Annotated in this window: 14 protein-coding genes; 9 read left to right on the top strand and 5 right to left on the bottom strand. The window is 74.1% G+C overall.

All coding sequences use genetic code 11. The features are described 5' to 3' along the window. Positions 1–3: 3 nt before the first annotated feature. Positions 4–1695, top strand: coding sequence for a DUF5719 family protein (locus ACFZBX_RS35540; protein WP_391537946.1), 1692 nt, complete (start codon positions 4–6; stop codon positions 1693–1695). A 71-nt stretch (positions 1696–1766) separates the two neighbouring features. Here the strand turns inward: ACFZBX_RS35540 and ACFZBX_RS35535 are convergent, their stop codons facing one another. Then, complete coding sequence (locus ACFZBX_RS35535) at positions 1767–2219, bottom strand: metallopeptidase family protein (protein WP_350554486.1); 453 nt, start codon at positions 2217–2219, stop codon at positions 1767–1769. A 164-nt stretch (positions 2220–2383) separates the two neighbouring features. Between ACFZBX_RS35535 and ACFZBX_RS35530 the strand changes: the two genes are divergently transcribed. The 6 genes from ACFZBX_RS35530 to ahcY all read left to right on the top strand — a co-directional run bounded on the left by ACFZBX_RS35530 (position 2384) and on the right by ahcY (position 8837). After that, positions 2384–2749 carry a DUF3499 domain-containing protein gene (locus ACFZBX_RS35530; protein WP_380762709.1) on the top strand — a complete coding sequence of 122 codons (366 nt, stop codon included), beginning with the start codon at positions 2384–2386 and terminating at the stop codon, positions 2747–2749. Positions 2750–2945: 196 nt separating this feature from the next. Then, a complete protein-coding gene (locus ACFZBX_RS35525; RefSeq protein WP_391537945.1) occupies positions 2946–4328 on the top strand; it encodes a phosphomannomutase/phosphoglucomutase in 1383 nt (460 codons plus the stop codon). Between the two features lie 100 nt (positions 4329–4428). Further along, positions 4429–4611 carry a Trm112 family protein gene (locus ACFZBX_RS35520; RefSeq protein WP_344321698.1) on the top strand — a complete coding sequence of 61 codons (183 nt, stop codon included), beginning with the start codon at positions 4429–4431 and terminating at the stop codon, positions 4609–4611. Positions 4612–4687: 76 nt separating this feature from the next. Then, positions 4688–5977: an SIS domain-containing protein gene (locus ACFZBX_RS35515; RefSeq protein WP_391537944.1), complete on the top strand. Its 1290-nt coding sequence runs from the start codon at positions 4688–4690 to the stop codon at positions 5975–5977. Between the two features lie 106 nt (positions 5978–6083). After that, positions 6084–7061: a cation diffusion facilitator family transporter gene (locus ACFZBX_RS35510; RefSeq protein WP_391537943.1), complete on the top strand. Its 978-nt coding sequence runs from the start codon at positions 6084–6086 to the stop codon at positions 7059–7061. Positions 7062–7388: 327 nt separating this feature from the next. After that, positions 7389–8837 (top strand): adenosylhomocysteinase, encoded by a 1449-nt coding sequence (ahcY, locus tag ACFZBX_RS35505; RefSeq protein ID WP_391537942.1) that lies wholly within the window; start codon positions 7389–7391, stop codon positions 8835–8837. 79 nt (positions 8838–8916) lie between these two features. Here ahcY and ACFZBX_RS35500 read toward each other — a convergent pair whose 3' ends face one another. Next, positions 8917–10050, bottom strand: a complete 1134-nt coding sequence (locus ACFZBX_RS35500) for a hypothetical protein (protein ID WP_391537941.1) — start codon at positions 10048–10050, stop codon at positions 8917–8919. Then, a complete protein-coding gene (locus tag ACFZBX_RS35495; RefSeq protein ID WP_391537940.1) occupies positions 10047–10583 on the bottom strand; it encodes a SigE family RNA polymerase sigma factor in 537 nt (178 codons plus the stop codon). The genes ACFZBX_RS35500 and ACFZBX_RS35495 overlap by 4 nt, the downstream gene beginning before the upstream one ends. 124 nt (positions 10584–10707) lie before the next feature. Between ACFZBX_RS35495 and ACFZBX_RS35490 the strand changes: the two genes are divergently transcribed. Beyond that, positions 10708–11358 carry a hypothetical protein gene (locus ACFZBX_RS35490; protein ID WP_391537939.1) on the top strand — a complete coding sequence of 217 codons (651 nt, stop codon included), beginning with the start codon at positions 10708–10710 and terminating at the stop codon, positions 11356–11358. Between the two features lie 36 nt (positions 11359–11394). On the opposite strand, the gene ACFZBX_RS35485 is transcribed toward ACFZBX_RS35490, so the two are convergent. After that, on the bottom strand, positions 11395–12282 hold the full coding sequence (locus ACFZBX_RS35485) for an RDD family protein (protein WP_391537938.1): 888 nt from the start codon (positions 12280–12282) through the stop codon (positions 11395–11397). 218 nt (positions 12283–12500) lie between these two features. Here ACFZBX_RS35485 and ACFZBX_RS35480 point away from each other — a divergent pair, with 218 nt between their 5' ends. After that, positions 12501–13505 (top strand): stage II sporulation protein M, encoded by a 1005-nt coding sequence (locus tag ACFZBX_RS35480; protein WP_391537937.1) that lies wholly within the window; start codon positions 12501–12503, stop codon positions 13503–13505. A 134-nt stretch (positions 13506–13639) separates the two neighbouring features. On the opposite strand, the gene ACFZBX_RS35475 is transcribed toward ACFZBX_RS35480, so the two are convergent. After that, the coding region (locus ACFZBX_RS35475) for a hypothetical protein (RefSeq protein WP_391537936.1) at positions 13640–13900 on the bottom strand (261 nt) is incomplete at its 5' end.

The raw sequence follows: 13900 nt of genomic DNA, 5'->3' as shown, positions 1-13900 counted from the left end.
GCGATGAAGAAGCCCGCCTTCAGGAAGAAGTCCGCCGCGCCGGGCACCGCCCCCGCGGCCGCGTCCACCGGGGCCTTCGACGGCGCCCCCGCCCCGAGGGGCTCCGGCGCGGCGAGGACCACCCGGTCGCTGCTGGCCGCGGGCGTGGTGCTCGCGGCGGTGTTCGGCATCGCCGAGCTCCGCCCGCCGGCCACCCCGGCCGCCACCGACCGGGCCACCGCCACCTCGGCGCAGGTCGAGCGGAGCACCGCGGTCTGCCCGCAGCCGCTCCAGGGCCTCACCGGCTCCACCACCCTCACCGCGTACACCCCGCCCGGCGCGGGCGAGGCCTCCGGCGGCGCCGGCTGGCTCTCCGACGCGGCCGCGCCCGCCGCCCCGCCGGCCACCGCCGCCCCGGACGCCGGGGCCACCGCCCCGGCCGCCACCGGCGCGCCCACGGCCCCCGCCGCCGCACCCGCGCCGGCCCCCGACAAGGACGCCGCGCCCGCCGACGCCCGGCTCACCCTGGCCAAGCCCGGCACCCCGGTGACCGCCCCCGCCGCCAACGGCGACCTGGCCCCCGGCTCCGGGGCCGTCGCCACCGGCGCGCTCGCCCCCGGCTTCACCGTCACCCAGACCACCACCGTCACCGAGCAGCGCGGCCTCGGCCTGTCCGGGATCACCTGCACGCCGTCCGGTACCGGCTTCTGGTTCGCCGGCGCCTCCACCGCCGAGGGCCGCAACGACTACATCAGCCTGGTCAACGCGGAGGCCGGCGCCGCCGTGGTCGACATCAAGCTCTACGGCGACAAGGGCCTGATCGAGAACGACGCCGCCAACGGCATCAGCATCGCCCCCGGCAGCTCGCAGTCGGTGCTGCTGCCCACCCTGAGCAAGGGCCAGGTCGCCGACCTCGCCGTGCACGTGGTCGCCCGCACCGGCCGGGTCGGCGCCGCCCTGCACGCCGCCGACGGCAGCAAGGGCGCCGACTGGGTGCCCGCCTCCGCGGACCCGGCGCCCGTCCAGGTGCTGCCCGGACTGCCCGCCGACACCGCGTCCGCCCGGCTGGTCGTCTGGGCCCCGCCGGAGGACGACGCCGACCTGAAGATCGAGCTCTCCGGCACGAACGGCTGGTTCACCCCGGCCGGCAACGAGTCCATCCACGTCAAGGCCGGCATGGTGGCCGCCGTCGACCTCGGCAAGGTGACCCGCGACGAGGTCGCCGGACTGCGGCTCTCGCCCACCGACGACAAGCACCCCACCCCGGTGGTGGCCGGCCTGCGGATCGACCGCGCCGCGGCCAACGGCAAGACCGACTCGGCCTGGCTGGCCGGCACCGTGCCGGTCGGCGCCCGCGCCACCGTCGCCGACAACCGGGGCGGCGGCGCGTCCACGCTCTTCCTCACCTCCACCGGCGAGGCCGCCACCGTCCGGGTCACCGCCTCGGCCGGCACCGGCGGCGGCACCCCCGCCACCCAGGACGTCCAACTGCCGGCCGGCGGCACCGTCGCCGTCCCGGCGCCCGAGCCCGCCGGACTGAACGGAAGCTACGCGCTCACCGTGGAGACCGTCTCCGGCGGCCCGGTCGCCGCCGCCCGGATGCTCGCGATCACCACCAAGGACGTACCGATGTTCACCGTCCAGGCACTGCGCGACGACCGCTCCAGCGTCAAGGTCCCGCAGGCCTCGCAGGACCCCGGCGTGGTCCTGCGCTGACGCCGCGAGGACGACGGAGGGGCCGCACCCGATCACGCGATCACGGGTGCGGCCCCTCCGTCGTTCCCGGCTCAGTCCTCGTCGTAGCGCGGGTCGATGGCGTCGGGGGAGAGCCCGAGCAGCTCCGCCACCTGCTCGATCAGGATCTCGTGCACCAGCGCCGCGCGGTCCTCCCGCGACTTCGCCCGGATCTCCACCGGCCGCCGGTACACCACGATCTGGCTCTTGCGCCCCTGCCGGCCCGGCGAGACCCGGCCCAGCGGCACCCCGCCGTCCGGATCGGTGCCGTCCGGCTCGTGCAGCGGCACCTCCTGGACGGCGAACTCCACCTCGATCAGCTGCGGCCAGCGCCGCTCCAGCCGTTCCACCGACTCGCGCACGTAGTCGTCGAACAACTCGGAGCGGGTGAGCGAGATCGGGACCTGCGGCGGCGCCAGCGGGCCGCGCAGACCCCGGCCGTGCCGGTCACGGTGCCGCGGGCGGCGTGAGGGGCCCGTTGATGACTGCGGTGCGGAGCTGTCCATATCACTGCCGAGAGTAGTCCTTGGACGCCAGGAAGTGGACCACCCCCGCAGCTGTTCGCCCGGGGCGAGCGGAGCGCCGGGGCGGCGCGCGGACGACGACACGGCACACCCTCCGGACAGGCGGTCTTCGCTCCCCGGCAAGGAGTGCTGTACCGTCCACCCTCGTGAGCTCTGTACGTCGTTGTTCGCGGACCGCGTGCGGCCGTCCGGCCGTCGCGACGCTGACGTACGTCTACGCGGACTCCACCGCCGTCCTCGGACCGCTCGCCACCTACGCCGAGCCGCACTGCTACGACCTGTGCGCCGAGCACGCCGAGCGCCTCACCGCCCCGCGCGGCTGGGAGGTGGTCCGGCTCGCCGCCGAGGCCGGACCGCTGCGCCGCAGCAGCGACGACCTGGAGGCGCTCGCCAACGCCGTCCGCGAGGCCGCCCGCCCGCAGACCCCGCGTCAGGGCCGCGCCCCCGAGGGCGAGTCCACCGGAGGGCACCGCCGCGGCCACCTGCGGGTGCTCCGCTCGCCCGACAACTGAGCCCCCGCCCGGCCCGCTCCCGCCCGCGTCCGGCTCCCGCCCCCGCACGAACCGTTCCGCCCGCCCGGGTACGCTGCCCCCCTGTACCGGGTGGCGGCCGCCGCCGCGCCCGGTCGTATCGTGACCACGGGCGATCAGCCCGCCGGCCAGGCCCGGCGCGTTCGCCGATCAGACACAGAACCAGGGTGGAGCCGCAGTGCGCGACCTCAAGCAGCTCGTGAAGGCGTACGACGTACGGGGCGTCGTCCCGGACCAGTGGGACGAGAGCCTCTCCCGCGCCTTCGGCGCCGCGTTCGTGCAGGTCACCGGCGCGACCGCGATCGTGGTCGGCCACGACATGCGCCCCTCCTCCCCGTCGCTGAGCCTGGCCTTCGCCGAGGGCGCGGCCGGCTACGGCGCCGACGTCGTGCGGATCGGCCTCTGCTCGACCGACCAGCTGTACTACGCCAGCGGCGCGTTCGACCTGCCCGGCGCGATGTTCACCGCCAGCCACAACCCGGCCGAGTACAACGGCATCAAGCTCTGCCGGGCCGGCGCCGCCCCGGTCGGCCAGGACACCGGCCTCGCCGAGATCCGCGAGCTGGTCGAGTCCTGGACCGGCGAGGACGACACCGTCACCGTCCCGGTCCGCGACGTCCGGCCGGGCACCCTCTCCGAGCGGGAGACCCTGCGCGGCTACGCCGACCACCTGCTCGGCCTGGTCGACCTCACCGCCGTCCGCCCGCTGAAGGTCGTGGTCGACGCCGGCAACGGCATGGGCGGCCACACCGTGCCCACCGTCTTCGACGGCCTGCCGATCGATCTCGTCCCGATGTACTTCGAGCTGGACGGCACCTTCCCCAATCACGAGGCCAACCCGCTCGACCCGAAGAACCTGGTCGACCTCCAGGCCAAGGTCCGTGAGGTCGGCGCCGACCTCGGCCTCGCCTTCGACGGCGACGCCGACCGCTGCTTCGTCGTCGACGAGCGCGGCGAGCCGGTCTCCCCGTCGGCCATCACCGCGCTGGTCGCCGCCCGCGAGATCGCCCGCGCCAAGGCCGCCGGCGAGGCCGAGCCGACCATCATCCACAACCTGATCACCTCCTGGACCGTGCCCGAGGTGGTCCGCGAGCTCGGCGGCAGCCCCGTGCGCACCCGGGTCGGCCACTCCTTCATCAAGCAGGAGATGGCCGTCACCGACGCCGTCTTCGGCGGCGAGCACTCCGCGCACTACTACTTCCGCGACTTCTGGCGCGCCGACACCGGCATGCTCGCCGCGCTGCACGTGCTGGCCGCCCTCGGCGGACAGCCGGGCACCCTGTCCGAGCTGACCGCCGAGTACGACCGGTACGCCGCCTCCGGCGAGATCAACAGCACCGTCGCCGACCAGGCCGGCCGCACCGCCGCCGTCCGGGCCGCCTTCGCCGTCGAGGGCACCACCGTCGACGAGCTGGACGGCCTCACCGTGGCCGGGCCGGACTGGTGGTTCAACCTGCGCGCCTCCAACACCGAGCCGCTGCTGCGCCTGAACGTCGAGGCGAAGGACCCGGCGAGGATGGCCGAGCTGCGCGACGGCGTGCTGGCCGTGGTCCGCGCCTGACGTACGGCCCCGGTGCCCCGGCCGGTAGGGTTTCCTCTCGGCCGGGGCACCGCTGTGCCGCCCCGCCGACCCCCCGCACCGAGACCGGAGACCGAACGCCATGAAGCTCGAATCCTTCCTGCTGGAGATCCTGGTCTGCCCGCAGTGCCGGGCCGCGCTCACCGAGGGCGGCACCGAGGAGCAGCCGGAGCTGGTCTGCACCGGTGAGGGCTGCGGCCTCGTCTACCCGGTGCGCGACGGCATCCCGGTCCTGCTGGTGGACGAGGCCCGCCGCCCGGCCTGATCCTGGAGGGGCGGCCCCGCCCCGCGTCCGCCGCCCGCCGTCCTCAGCGCCCAGCCACCTGCCGGAGGCCCGCCGCATGCTCGACGACACCCTGCTCGACGACCCGGCCGCCCTCCAGCGCGCCGACCACGACCGCGCGCTGCTCGCCCTCGCCGGCTCCGGCGCCCGGGTCCGCACCGCCCTGCGGCTCGCCGACGCCGCCGGCCTGGACCGGCTGCGCCCCGACGGCCGCCCGCGCGCCGTCCTGGTCGCCGGGCACGGCAGCGCGCTGACCGCCGGCGAGATGCTGGCCGCCCTGGCCGGCACCGCGAGCCTGATCGCCCCGCTGCCGCCCACCGACGCCGCGCCCGTCCCACGCCCCGACCGGGCCACCGCCCCGGCCGCCTTCACCGCAGGCCTGGCCTGGCAGCTCCCCGGCTGGGCGGGCCCGCTCGACCTGCTGGTGATCAGCTCCGCCGGCGGCGGCGAACGGGGCCTGGTCGCGCTCGCCGAGCAGGCCTACGCGCGCGGCTGCGCGATCGTCGTCACCGCGCCCGAGGGCAGCCCGCTCGCCGAGGCCGCGCTCCAGGTCCGCGCGCTGCCACTGCCCTTCGTGCCGTCCGCCGTCGAGTCCGCCGAGGCCGGTGCCGGTGCGCCCGGCGGCCCCGGGTCCGCCGAGCCGGACCTGCCCGCCGAGGACCCGGCCGCGCTCTGGGCCCACCTCGCGCCGATGCTCGCGCTCACCCAGAAGCTCGGCGTCACCCAGCTGGCCTACGACGCGCTGCCGCTCACCGCCGACCTGCTGGACGCCACCGCCGTGCGCTGCCGCCCGGACGCCGCCGCGTACACCAACCCGGCCAAGGGGCTGGCCGCCCGGCTGGCCGGGACCGTTCCGCTGCTCTGGGCCGAGGGCCCGGTGGCCGGCGCGGCGGCCGTCCGGTTCGCCGCCCAGCTCGCCGACCGGGCCGGCCGCCCCGCCCTGGCGGGCCTGCTGCCGCAGGCGCTCACCGCGCACCGCGGCATGTTCACCGGGCAGCTCGGCGCGGGCGCCGACCCCGACGACTTCTTCCGCGACCGGGTCGAGGAGCCGGACCCGCTGCACCTCCAGGTCCTGCTGCTGCGGCACGTCCCCGGCGAGTCCGCCGCGGCGCCGTCCGGTCCCGGCGGGGCGGGGGAGGCGGACGGCGGCCCCGGCGAGGTGCCGGCCGACGACGCCGGCCCGCGCAGCTTCGGCGCCACCCGGGCGCACCGGCTCGCCACCGCCCACGACGTCCGGCTCACCGAGTACGCCAGCCGCCGCTCCGACCCGCTGCACGCGCTGGTCGACCTGGTCGCGCTCACCGACTTCGCCGCCGTCTACCTGGGCCTCGCCGCAGTACGGTCCTGAGCCCGCGGCGGGCGGCCCGGTACCGTATGCGGTCGACGACGACCCGGTAGACCGGGCGTCCGGCACGGGCCGTACGGACGGCCCCCGACGGAGGGACCTTCCGGGCATGAGCACCGAAGGCGGTACCAAGGCGCTTCTCGCGGCGCTCACCGCGAACCTGGGCATCGCGGTGAGCAAATTCGTGGCCTTCGCGTTCTCCGGCTCGTCCTCGATGCTCGCGGAGGGCGTCCACTCGCTGGCCGACTCGGGCAACCAGGTGCTGTTGCTGGTCGGCGGCAAGCGGGCGCAGCGGGCCGCCACCCCCGAGCACCCGTTCGGCTACGGGCGCGAGCGGTACATCTACGCGTTCCTGGTGTCGATCGTGCTGTTCAGCGTCGGTGGCATGTTCGCGGTCTACGAGGGCTACGAGAAGATCGCCCACCCGCACGAGCTGGACAACTGGTACTGGCCGGTGGGCGTGCTGGTGTTCGCCATCGCGCTGGAGAGCTGGTCCTTCTTCACCGCGTTCCGCGAGGCCGCCAAGGACAAGGGGACGCACGGCTGGACGTCGTACATCCGCCGGGCCAAGGCGCCCGAGCTGCCGGTCGTGCTGCTGGAGGACACCGGCGCGCTGATCGGCCTGGTGCTGGCGCTGTTCGGCGTGGGCCTGACCGTGATCACCGGGGACGCGGTCTGGGACGGCATCGGCACGCTCTGCATCGGCCTGCTGCTGATCGCCATCGCGTTCGTGCTGGCGATCGAGACCCGCTCGCTGCTGCTCGGCGAGTCGGCCCACCCCGAGACGGTGGGCCGGATCCGTGACGCGCTGGTCGACCACGACTCGGTCGACCGGGTCATCCACATGCGCACCCTGCACCTCGGCCCCGAGGAGCTGCTGGTCGCCGCCAAGATCGCCGTCCCGGCCGACTCGACGGCCGCCGAGGTCGCGGAGGCCATCGACGCCGCCGAGGTGCGGGTCCGGCGGGCGGTGCCGATCGCCCGGGCGATCTACCTGGAGCCGGACATCTACAGCGCGGAGAAGGAGGCGGCGGGCGAAGACCCGCACGCGACGCCCGGCGGGCCGGTCCCCGGCGGAGCGCACTGAGGGGCGCCGGGCGGCGGCGGTGCGGGAGGCCGAAAACGGCCGTAGCGGGCCGCCGCCCGGGGCCGTCGGTGTAGATTCGTCCCCAGAGCCAGAACGTCGCTGCTGATGGCGGTCGATCGGCGGCCCGCCCCCGAGGGGGTGCGCGGCCGGTCGAGGGAGAGAGGTCCTCCGACGGTTTGTGCCGAGCAACAGGGCATCCGTGCCGCGCCGGTGGACCGTGCCGCGGGCCGGTCGCCCTGGCGTCGCCGCACACCCGCGCGGCCCGCCGTGTTGTGACGCACACCAGGACCTTGGCCACGCCCCACCCGTCACACGAGGAGCAGACGCATGTCGACCGACATCACCGGTGACTTCAAGGTCGCCGACCTTTCCCTGGCCCCGTTCGGCCGCAAGGAGATCCAGCTCGCCGAGCACGAGATGCCCGGCCTGATGTCCATCCGCGCCGAGTACGCCGCGTCGCAGCCGCTGGCCGGCGCCCGGATCACCGGTTCGCTGCACATGACCGTGCAGACCGCGGTGCTCATCGAGACCCTCACCGCCCTCGGCGCCGAGGTCCGCTGGTGCTCCTGCAACATCTTCTCCACCCAGGACCACGCCGCCGCCGCCATTGCGGTCGGCCCGGAGGGCACCCCGGAGAACCCGCAGGGCGTGCCGGTCTTCGCCTGGAAGGGCGAGACCCTGGACGAGTACTGGTGGTGCACCGAGCAGGCGCTCACCTGGCCGAACGGCCAGACCCCGAACATGATCCTGGACGACGGCGGTGACGCCACGCTGCTGATCCACAAGGGCGTCGAGTTCGAGAAGGCCGGTGCCGCGCCGGACCCGTCCACCGCGGACAACGACGAGTTCCGCATCATCCTGGAGCTGCTCAACCGCACGCTCGTGGAGACCCCGAACAAGTGGACCGAGGTCGCCGCCACCATCAAGGGCGTCACCGAGGAGACCACCACCGGTGTCCACCGCCTGTACGAGATGCACCGCGACGGCAAGCTGCTGTTCCCGGCGATCAACGTCAACGACTCGGTCACCAAGTCGAAGTTCGACAACAAGTACGGCTGCCGCCACTCGCTGATCGACGGCATCAACCGCGCCACCGACGTCCTGATCGGCGGCAAGGTCGCGGTCGTCTGCGGCTACGGCGACGTCGGCAAGGGCTGCGCCGAGTCGCTGCGCGGCCAGGGCGCCCGGGTCATCGTCACCGAGATCGACCCGATCTGCGCGCTGCAGGCCGCGATGGACGGTTACCAGGTCGCCACGCTTGAGGACGTCGTCGAGATCGCCGACATCTTCATCACCACGACCGGCAACAAGGACATCATCATGGCCTCCCACATGGAGCGGATGAAGCACCAGGCCATCGTGGGCAACATCGGCCACTTCGACAACGAGATCGACATGGCCGGCCTGGCCAAGCTCGACGGCGTCGTGAAGACCGAGGTCAAGCCGCAGGTCCACGAGTGGCGCAAGGCCGACGGCCGCACCATCATCGTGCTCTCCGAGGGCCGCCTGCTGAACCTGGGCAACGCGACCGGCCACCCGTCGTTCGTGATGTCCAACTCCTTCGCCAACCAGACGATCGCCCAGATCGAGCTGTTCACGAAGACCGCGCAGTACCCGATCGGCGTCTACGTCCTGCCGAAGCACCTGGACGAGAAGGTCGCCCGCCTGCACCTCGACGCGCTGGGCGTGAAGCTGACCACCCTCAGCCAGGAGCAGGCCGACTACATCGGCGTCCCGGTCGAGGGCCCGTACAAGCCGGAGCAGTACCGCTACTGATCGGCCCCGCGCCGACGCACGCCGGTGGCCGGCACTGCCCCGTGGGGGAGTGCCGGCCACCGGCGTGCGCGGAACGGGTTCAGTTGAGGACCTCCGTGGTCCAGGCGTTCTCGTCGGTGCCGAGCGAGGTGACCCGGTCGAGCAGGCCGTTGAAGCCGCCGATCGAGGTGAACGGCGCCTCCCCGTCCTGCCCCGCCGAGACGCAGATCCTGACGCCGTTGGAGCTCTTGCAGGCCTTCGCCACCTCCGCGGCCGAGAGGCCGTTCGGGGCAGTGAGGAGACTCTTCGGCGCCGGGGCCGGCGCGGTGTCGGGGTGGGCGGTCACCGAGATCGGCTTGCCGTTCAGGGTGAAGCCGACGGACGCCGTCCACGGGTAGCCCGAGGCGCTCCCGGGGCCGTAGGCCAGGCTCGACCCCGAGCGGACCAGGCCGGCCGGCACGTCGGTGATCGTGAAGGGCAGGGCCACCGCCTGGGGCGCGGCCTGGACCTCGGCGGCGGCCTGCACCAGCACGTCCGCGACGTTGTCCGCGTCGCTCATGTACGAGCCGTGCAGCTCGGCCCAGCGGCCGTCGGCGACCTTGAAGCGCAGCGTCCGGTCCAGGATCCCGCCGGACGGGTCGCCCGGCGCGGTGCCGAGCCAGTACGCCGGCCGGCCGTTGATCGGGTCGGTGTCCACCCGGTACCCGGGGCCGGACCCGAGGTCGAGCGGGGGCTCCACCCCGGGCGCGTAGACGCTCAGGAAGAGCAACTGGCGGTTGAGTTCGTCGGTGGAGCCCGCCCGCTTCGGGCCGATGACCTTGACCTGCGACATCTCCGGCTGCCCGCTGAACCCCTTGTTGTAGGTGAAGTCGTCGAAGCCGGCGGGCACCCAGCCGAAGGTGGCCTGCACCACGAGCGGGTCGTGGCCGGTGTCCGGGCCGACCCGGGGCCCGACGGGGTTGGTGTTGGTCGCGGCGGAGGCCGCCGCGACGGTGGAGCCGGAGGGGCTCTCCGGCCAACTGGCGCCGAGGGTGGCGGCGCCGACCGTCACCGCCGTCACCGCGCCGAGCACGGCCAGGCGCCGGCGCATCAGCCGGGAGCGCCCGGCCCGGACCGCCCAGGAGGTGTCGGAGGCCATGCCGGGCGCCGGGGAGTCGGCCAGCGCGGTGAGCTCGGCGGCCAGCCGCTGCTCGGCCGCGGACAGCGAGGAGGAACCGTCGTACGGGTCGTTCACGATGTGATCCTTTCGGAGGGACCGGCCGCCGCTGCGACGGTCTCGTGGTCGAGGAGCCGGCGCAGCGCGTGCAGGCCCCGGGAGGACTGGCTCTTGACGTTGCCGGTGGAGCACCCCATCGCGGCGGCGGTCTGCTCGATGGTGAGGTCGCAGTAGTAGCGCAGGACCACCGTGGCCCGCTGACGGGACGGCAGGGCGGACAGTGCGGCACGGAGGTCGACCGAGACGTCCGGGTCCGGGACGACCGCCGCCCGTTCCGGGAGGGCCGCGTCGCGGCGGCGTGCCGACCACCGCCCCCACGGCGAGCGCTGCTCGGCGAGGAACGTGTTGACGAGCACCGTCCGCACGTAGCCGTCGAGGTTGTCCACCTTGGACATCCGGCCCCAGCGCACGTAGAGCTTGGTGACCGACTCCTGGACGAGGTCGTCCGCGCGGTGCCAGTCGCCGCAGAGCAGGTAGGCCACCTTGCGGAGCCACGGCGCCCGAGCCGCGACGAACGCCGTGAAATCGGCGTCGCGGGTCTGCTTCGCCATTGATGGATGCTCCCTTCCGCCGGTGCCGCGGGTGCGGCACTCACCTCCCTGATGCGGGGAGTCCGGGGGAGGTTGCACGGCCCGTCCGAAGTCGTCGCCCCGGCCCGGACGTAGGCTTTCGGGCATGCCCAACGGCCGGTACTCGCTCCACGACACCCACGACCACGTCCTGCTCGGCGAGGAGCGGTTCAGCTGCGCTCCGGGCCCGGTCGGCTGGCGGTACGTCTCCAAGACGTACGCGCCGGACGGCCGCGTCCTCGGCACGGTGGACCTCACCCTGGATTCGCGGGCCCGGCCGCTGCGGATGGAGCTGCGGGCCGGCGGCTGGCAGGTCCGCGGCGGCGCCGTCGACGGGGTCGCCTGGGTACGGGCCGACGCGGCGGACCCGGCCGGTGAGCAGGCGGTGGAGGGGCACGACCGGGCCCACGGCTTCGCCGGGCGCTCGCCCGGGTTCCTGGTCGCCACCGCGCGGCTGCTGCGGCTGCGGGAGGGGGCGAGCGCGCGGGTGCGGCTGGTGGCGTTCACCGAGCCGGTGCTGGCGCCGCGCACCTTCGACCAGGGCTGGCTGCTGGAGGGCGTCGACACGCACGCGACGGACTCGGGGCCGCTGGTCGTCGAGCGCTACCAGGTCGCGGACCTGGAGACGGGCGAGCAGCAGGTGGTGCACTTGGCGGGGGACGTCGTCCTGGCGGCGGGCGGGGTCGAGCTGGAGGAGCTGGAGTCGCCGCCGAACCCGTGGCCGGCCGAGTTCGGGTACGGCGAGGGGCTCGGCTAGGCGGTCTCGGGCGGTCTCGGGCGGTCCCGGGCTGGCTCAGGCGGGCGGGGCGAAACCGGTGCCGGAGGCCGGAGGCGTCGGCGGGGCGGGCGGCGCGGACGGGGTGCTCGGTGGGGCCGGCGCCCAGGCCTGCTGCTGGGCGGGGCCCTGCTGGAACGCGTATCCCTGCGCCCGGCTCCACTCGCGTCGCTGGCGCTCGGTCAGCACCGCGCCCAGGTACGCCGCCGGGTGCACCCCGTACGGGACCGGGTGGCCGGTGCGGGCCGCCAGGTCGTCCGCGAGCCGGGCGGACATCTGATGGGCGACGGCCCGGTCCAGCTCGCCGATCCGCCCGAGGAACTGCCGGACGGCCAGCCAGAGCGGCTCCGGTACGGCGGAGAGGTCCAGCGCGACCAGCTCGCCGCCGATCGCCTGGAGCAGTTGCGGGTTCACCGGCGGCAGCGAGATCGCGGCCCCGCTCCCGCCGGGTACCCGCTCACGGACCACCAGCGTCCCCGCGAACACGTCGCCCAGCCGCTTGCCGTCCGTGGACACCACCGAGCAGACCACCGCCGGTACCCCGAACAGCACGATGATCTCCAGGAAGCCGATCAGCCCGCGCACCAGCGAGTGCCGGAACCGCACCGGCCCGCCGTCGCTGCGCACCACCCGGAGCCCCAGCGCGGCCTTCCCCAGCGAACGTCCCCGGGTCAGCGTCTCGATCATGACCGGCAGCGCCACCAGGAAGAAGACGGTGAGCCCGATCGTCACGGCGGCGACCGCCGCTCCGTCCAGGTCGACCAGGACCAGGCTCAGCAGCAGGGTCGTCGCCACCAGTCCGGCGATCTGCACGGTGAGGTCCAGTGCGATGGCCAGCCCCCGGCTCGGAAGCTTCGCCGCGCGCAGGCCGAGGACGACCGCCTCGCCCGTCACCAGGTCGCTCAAGACACCTGTCCGTTCCCGTCGGTGGTACGCGGTCCGTGGCGGGGAATCCGGCGGATCGGCCCCCACGATCCCGAGATCTGCTGCCGTCAACATACGGGTCCGCGGAGCCCGCCGGGAAGTGAGGTCCCGGGGGCCGTCGCACCGTCCGGCCCTGGCATGCTGGGCCCACCTGTCCGCACCGCCCGACCGCGCGCCCGCGCCGACCATGGAGCCGCCGCATGGACCTGGACGTCTTCGTCGCCACCCACCAGGGGGAGTGGGCCCGGCTGGACGCCCTCGCCAGGAAGCGGCGCCCGACCGGCGAGGAGGCCGACGAACTCGTCGCCCTGTACCAGCGCGCCACCGGGCACCTGGCCAAGGTCCAGGCGGCCGCGCCCGACCCGACCCTCGAAGGCCGGCTCACCAGCCTGGTCTCCCGGGCCCGCGACGCGGTCACCGGCAGCCGGACCAGCGGCTGGCGGGACGTCGCCCGCTACTACGCGGTGAGCTTCCCCGCCGCGCTCTACCGCTCGCGCCGCTGGTGGATACCGGTCGCGGTGCTGTCGCTGCTCGCCACCGCGCTGGTCGCCTGGTGGGTGGCCGGCCATCCCGAGGTCCGCGGGAGCCTGGCCGCGCCGGACGAACTGCGCGAGATGACCAGGCCCGGCGGCGCCTACGAGACCTATTACTCCGACCGCCCGGCGAGCTCCTTCGCTGCCCAGGTCTGGACGAACAACGCCTGGATCGCCGTGCAGTGCCTGCTCTACGGCGTGGTGCTCGGCCTGCCGGTGCTGTGGGTGCTGGCGAGCAACGTCCTCAACCTCGGTCTCGGCATCGGGCTGATGGCCTCCGCCGGCCGGCTCGACACCTTCCTCGGCCTGCTCATTCCGCACGGCCTGCTGGAGCTGACCGCCGTCTTCGTCGCCGGCGGCCTGGGACTGCGCCTCGGCTGGACGATCGTCGACCCCGGCCCGCGCACCCGGGCCACCGCGCTCGCCGAACAGGGCCGCTCGATCGTCGGCATGGGGATCGGCCTGGCGACGGTGCTGGCGGTGTCGGGCGTCCTGGAGGCGTTCGTGACCCCGTCCGGCCTGCCGACCTGGGCCCGGATCACCATCGGCGCGCTCGCGGAGGTCGCGTTCCTCCTCTACGCGCTGGTGCTGGGCCGAAAAGCCGCGGCGGCCGGGGAGACCGGCGATCTGGACGCGGCCGACCGGGCGGACCTGCAGCCGGTCGCGGCCTGAGCCGATGTGATCAACAGGCCCCTGAGCTGCTACTCTTCTCGCATCCCGGCCAAACCATTGACGTGGTAAGGGTGGGCTAGTAGGTTTGAACGGTTGGGACCGACTGGACATCAGTCAGGCTCAGGCGTTAGTGTCTACGACACCGCCGAGTCGAGGCGAGTGTGCTTCATCGAATGCACGCCCTCTCCGACAAGGTAAATCCCGGGACTGAGCACACCGAAGGCTTTGATAGGCTTCGGAGCGAAGTCGAAGGAAATCCCCCCAGCGGGAATCCGATGAATGAAACTCCGGAAAACGGAGCGGAAAACATCTGGTAAGCTGGAAACACGAAAGAACGAAGCGCCCGGAGGGCCGGTGTGAAAGCCGCCTGAAGGAAGCGTCCGTTCCTTGAGAAC

The sequence above is a fragment of the Kitasatospora sp. NPDC008115 genome (assembly GCF_042957205.1).
GTDB lineage: Bacteria > Actinomycetota > Actinomycetes > Streptomycetales > Streptomycetaceae > Kitasatospora.
This window is presented reverse-complemented; position numbering and strand designations above follow the sequence as displayed.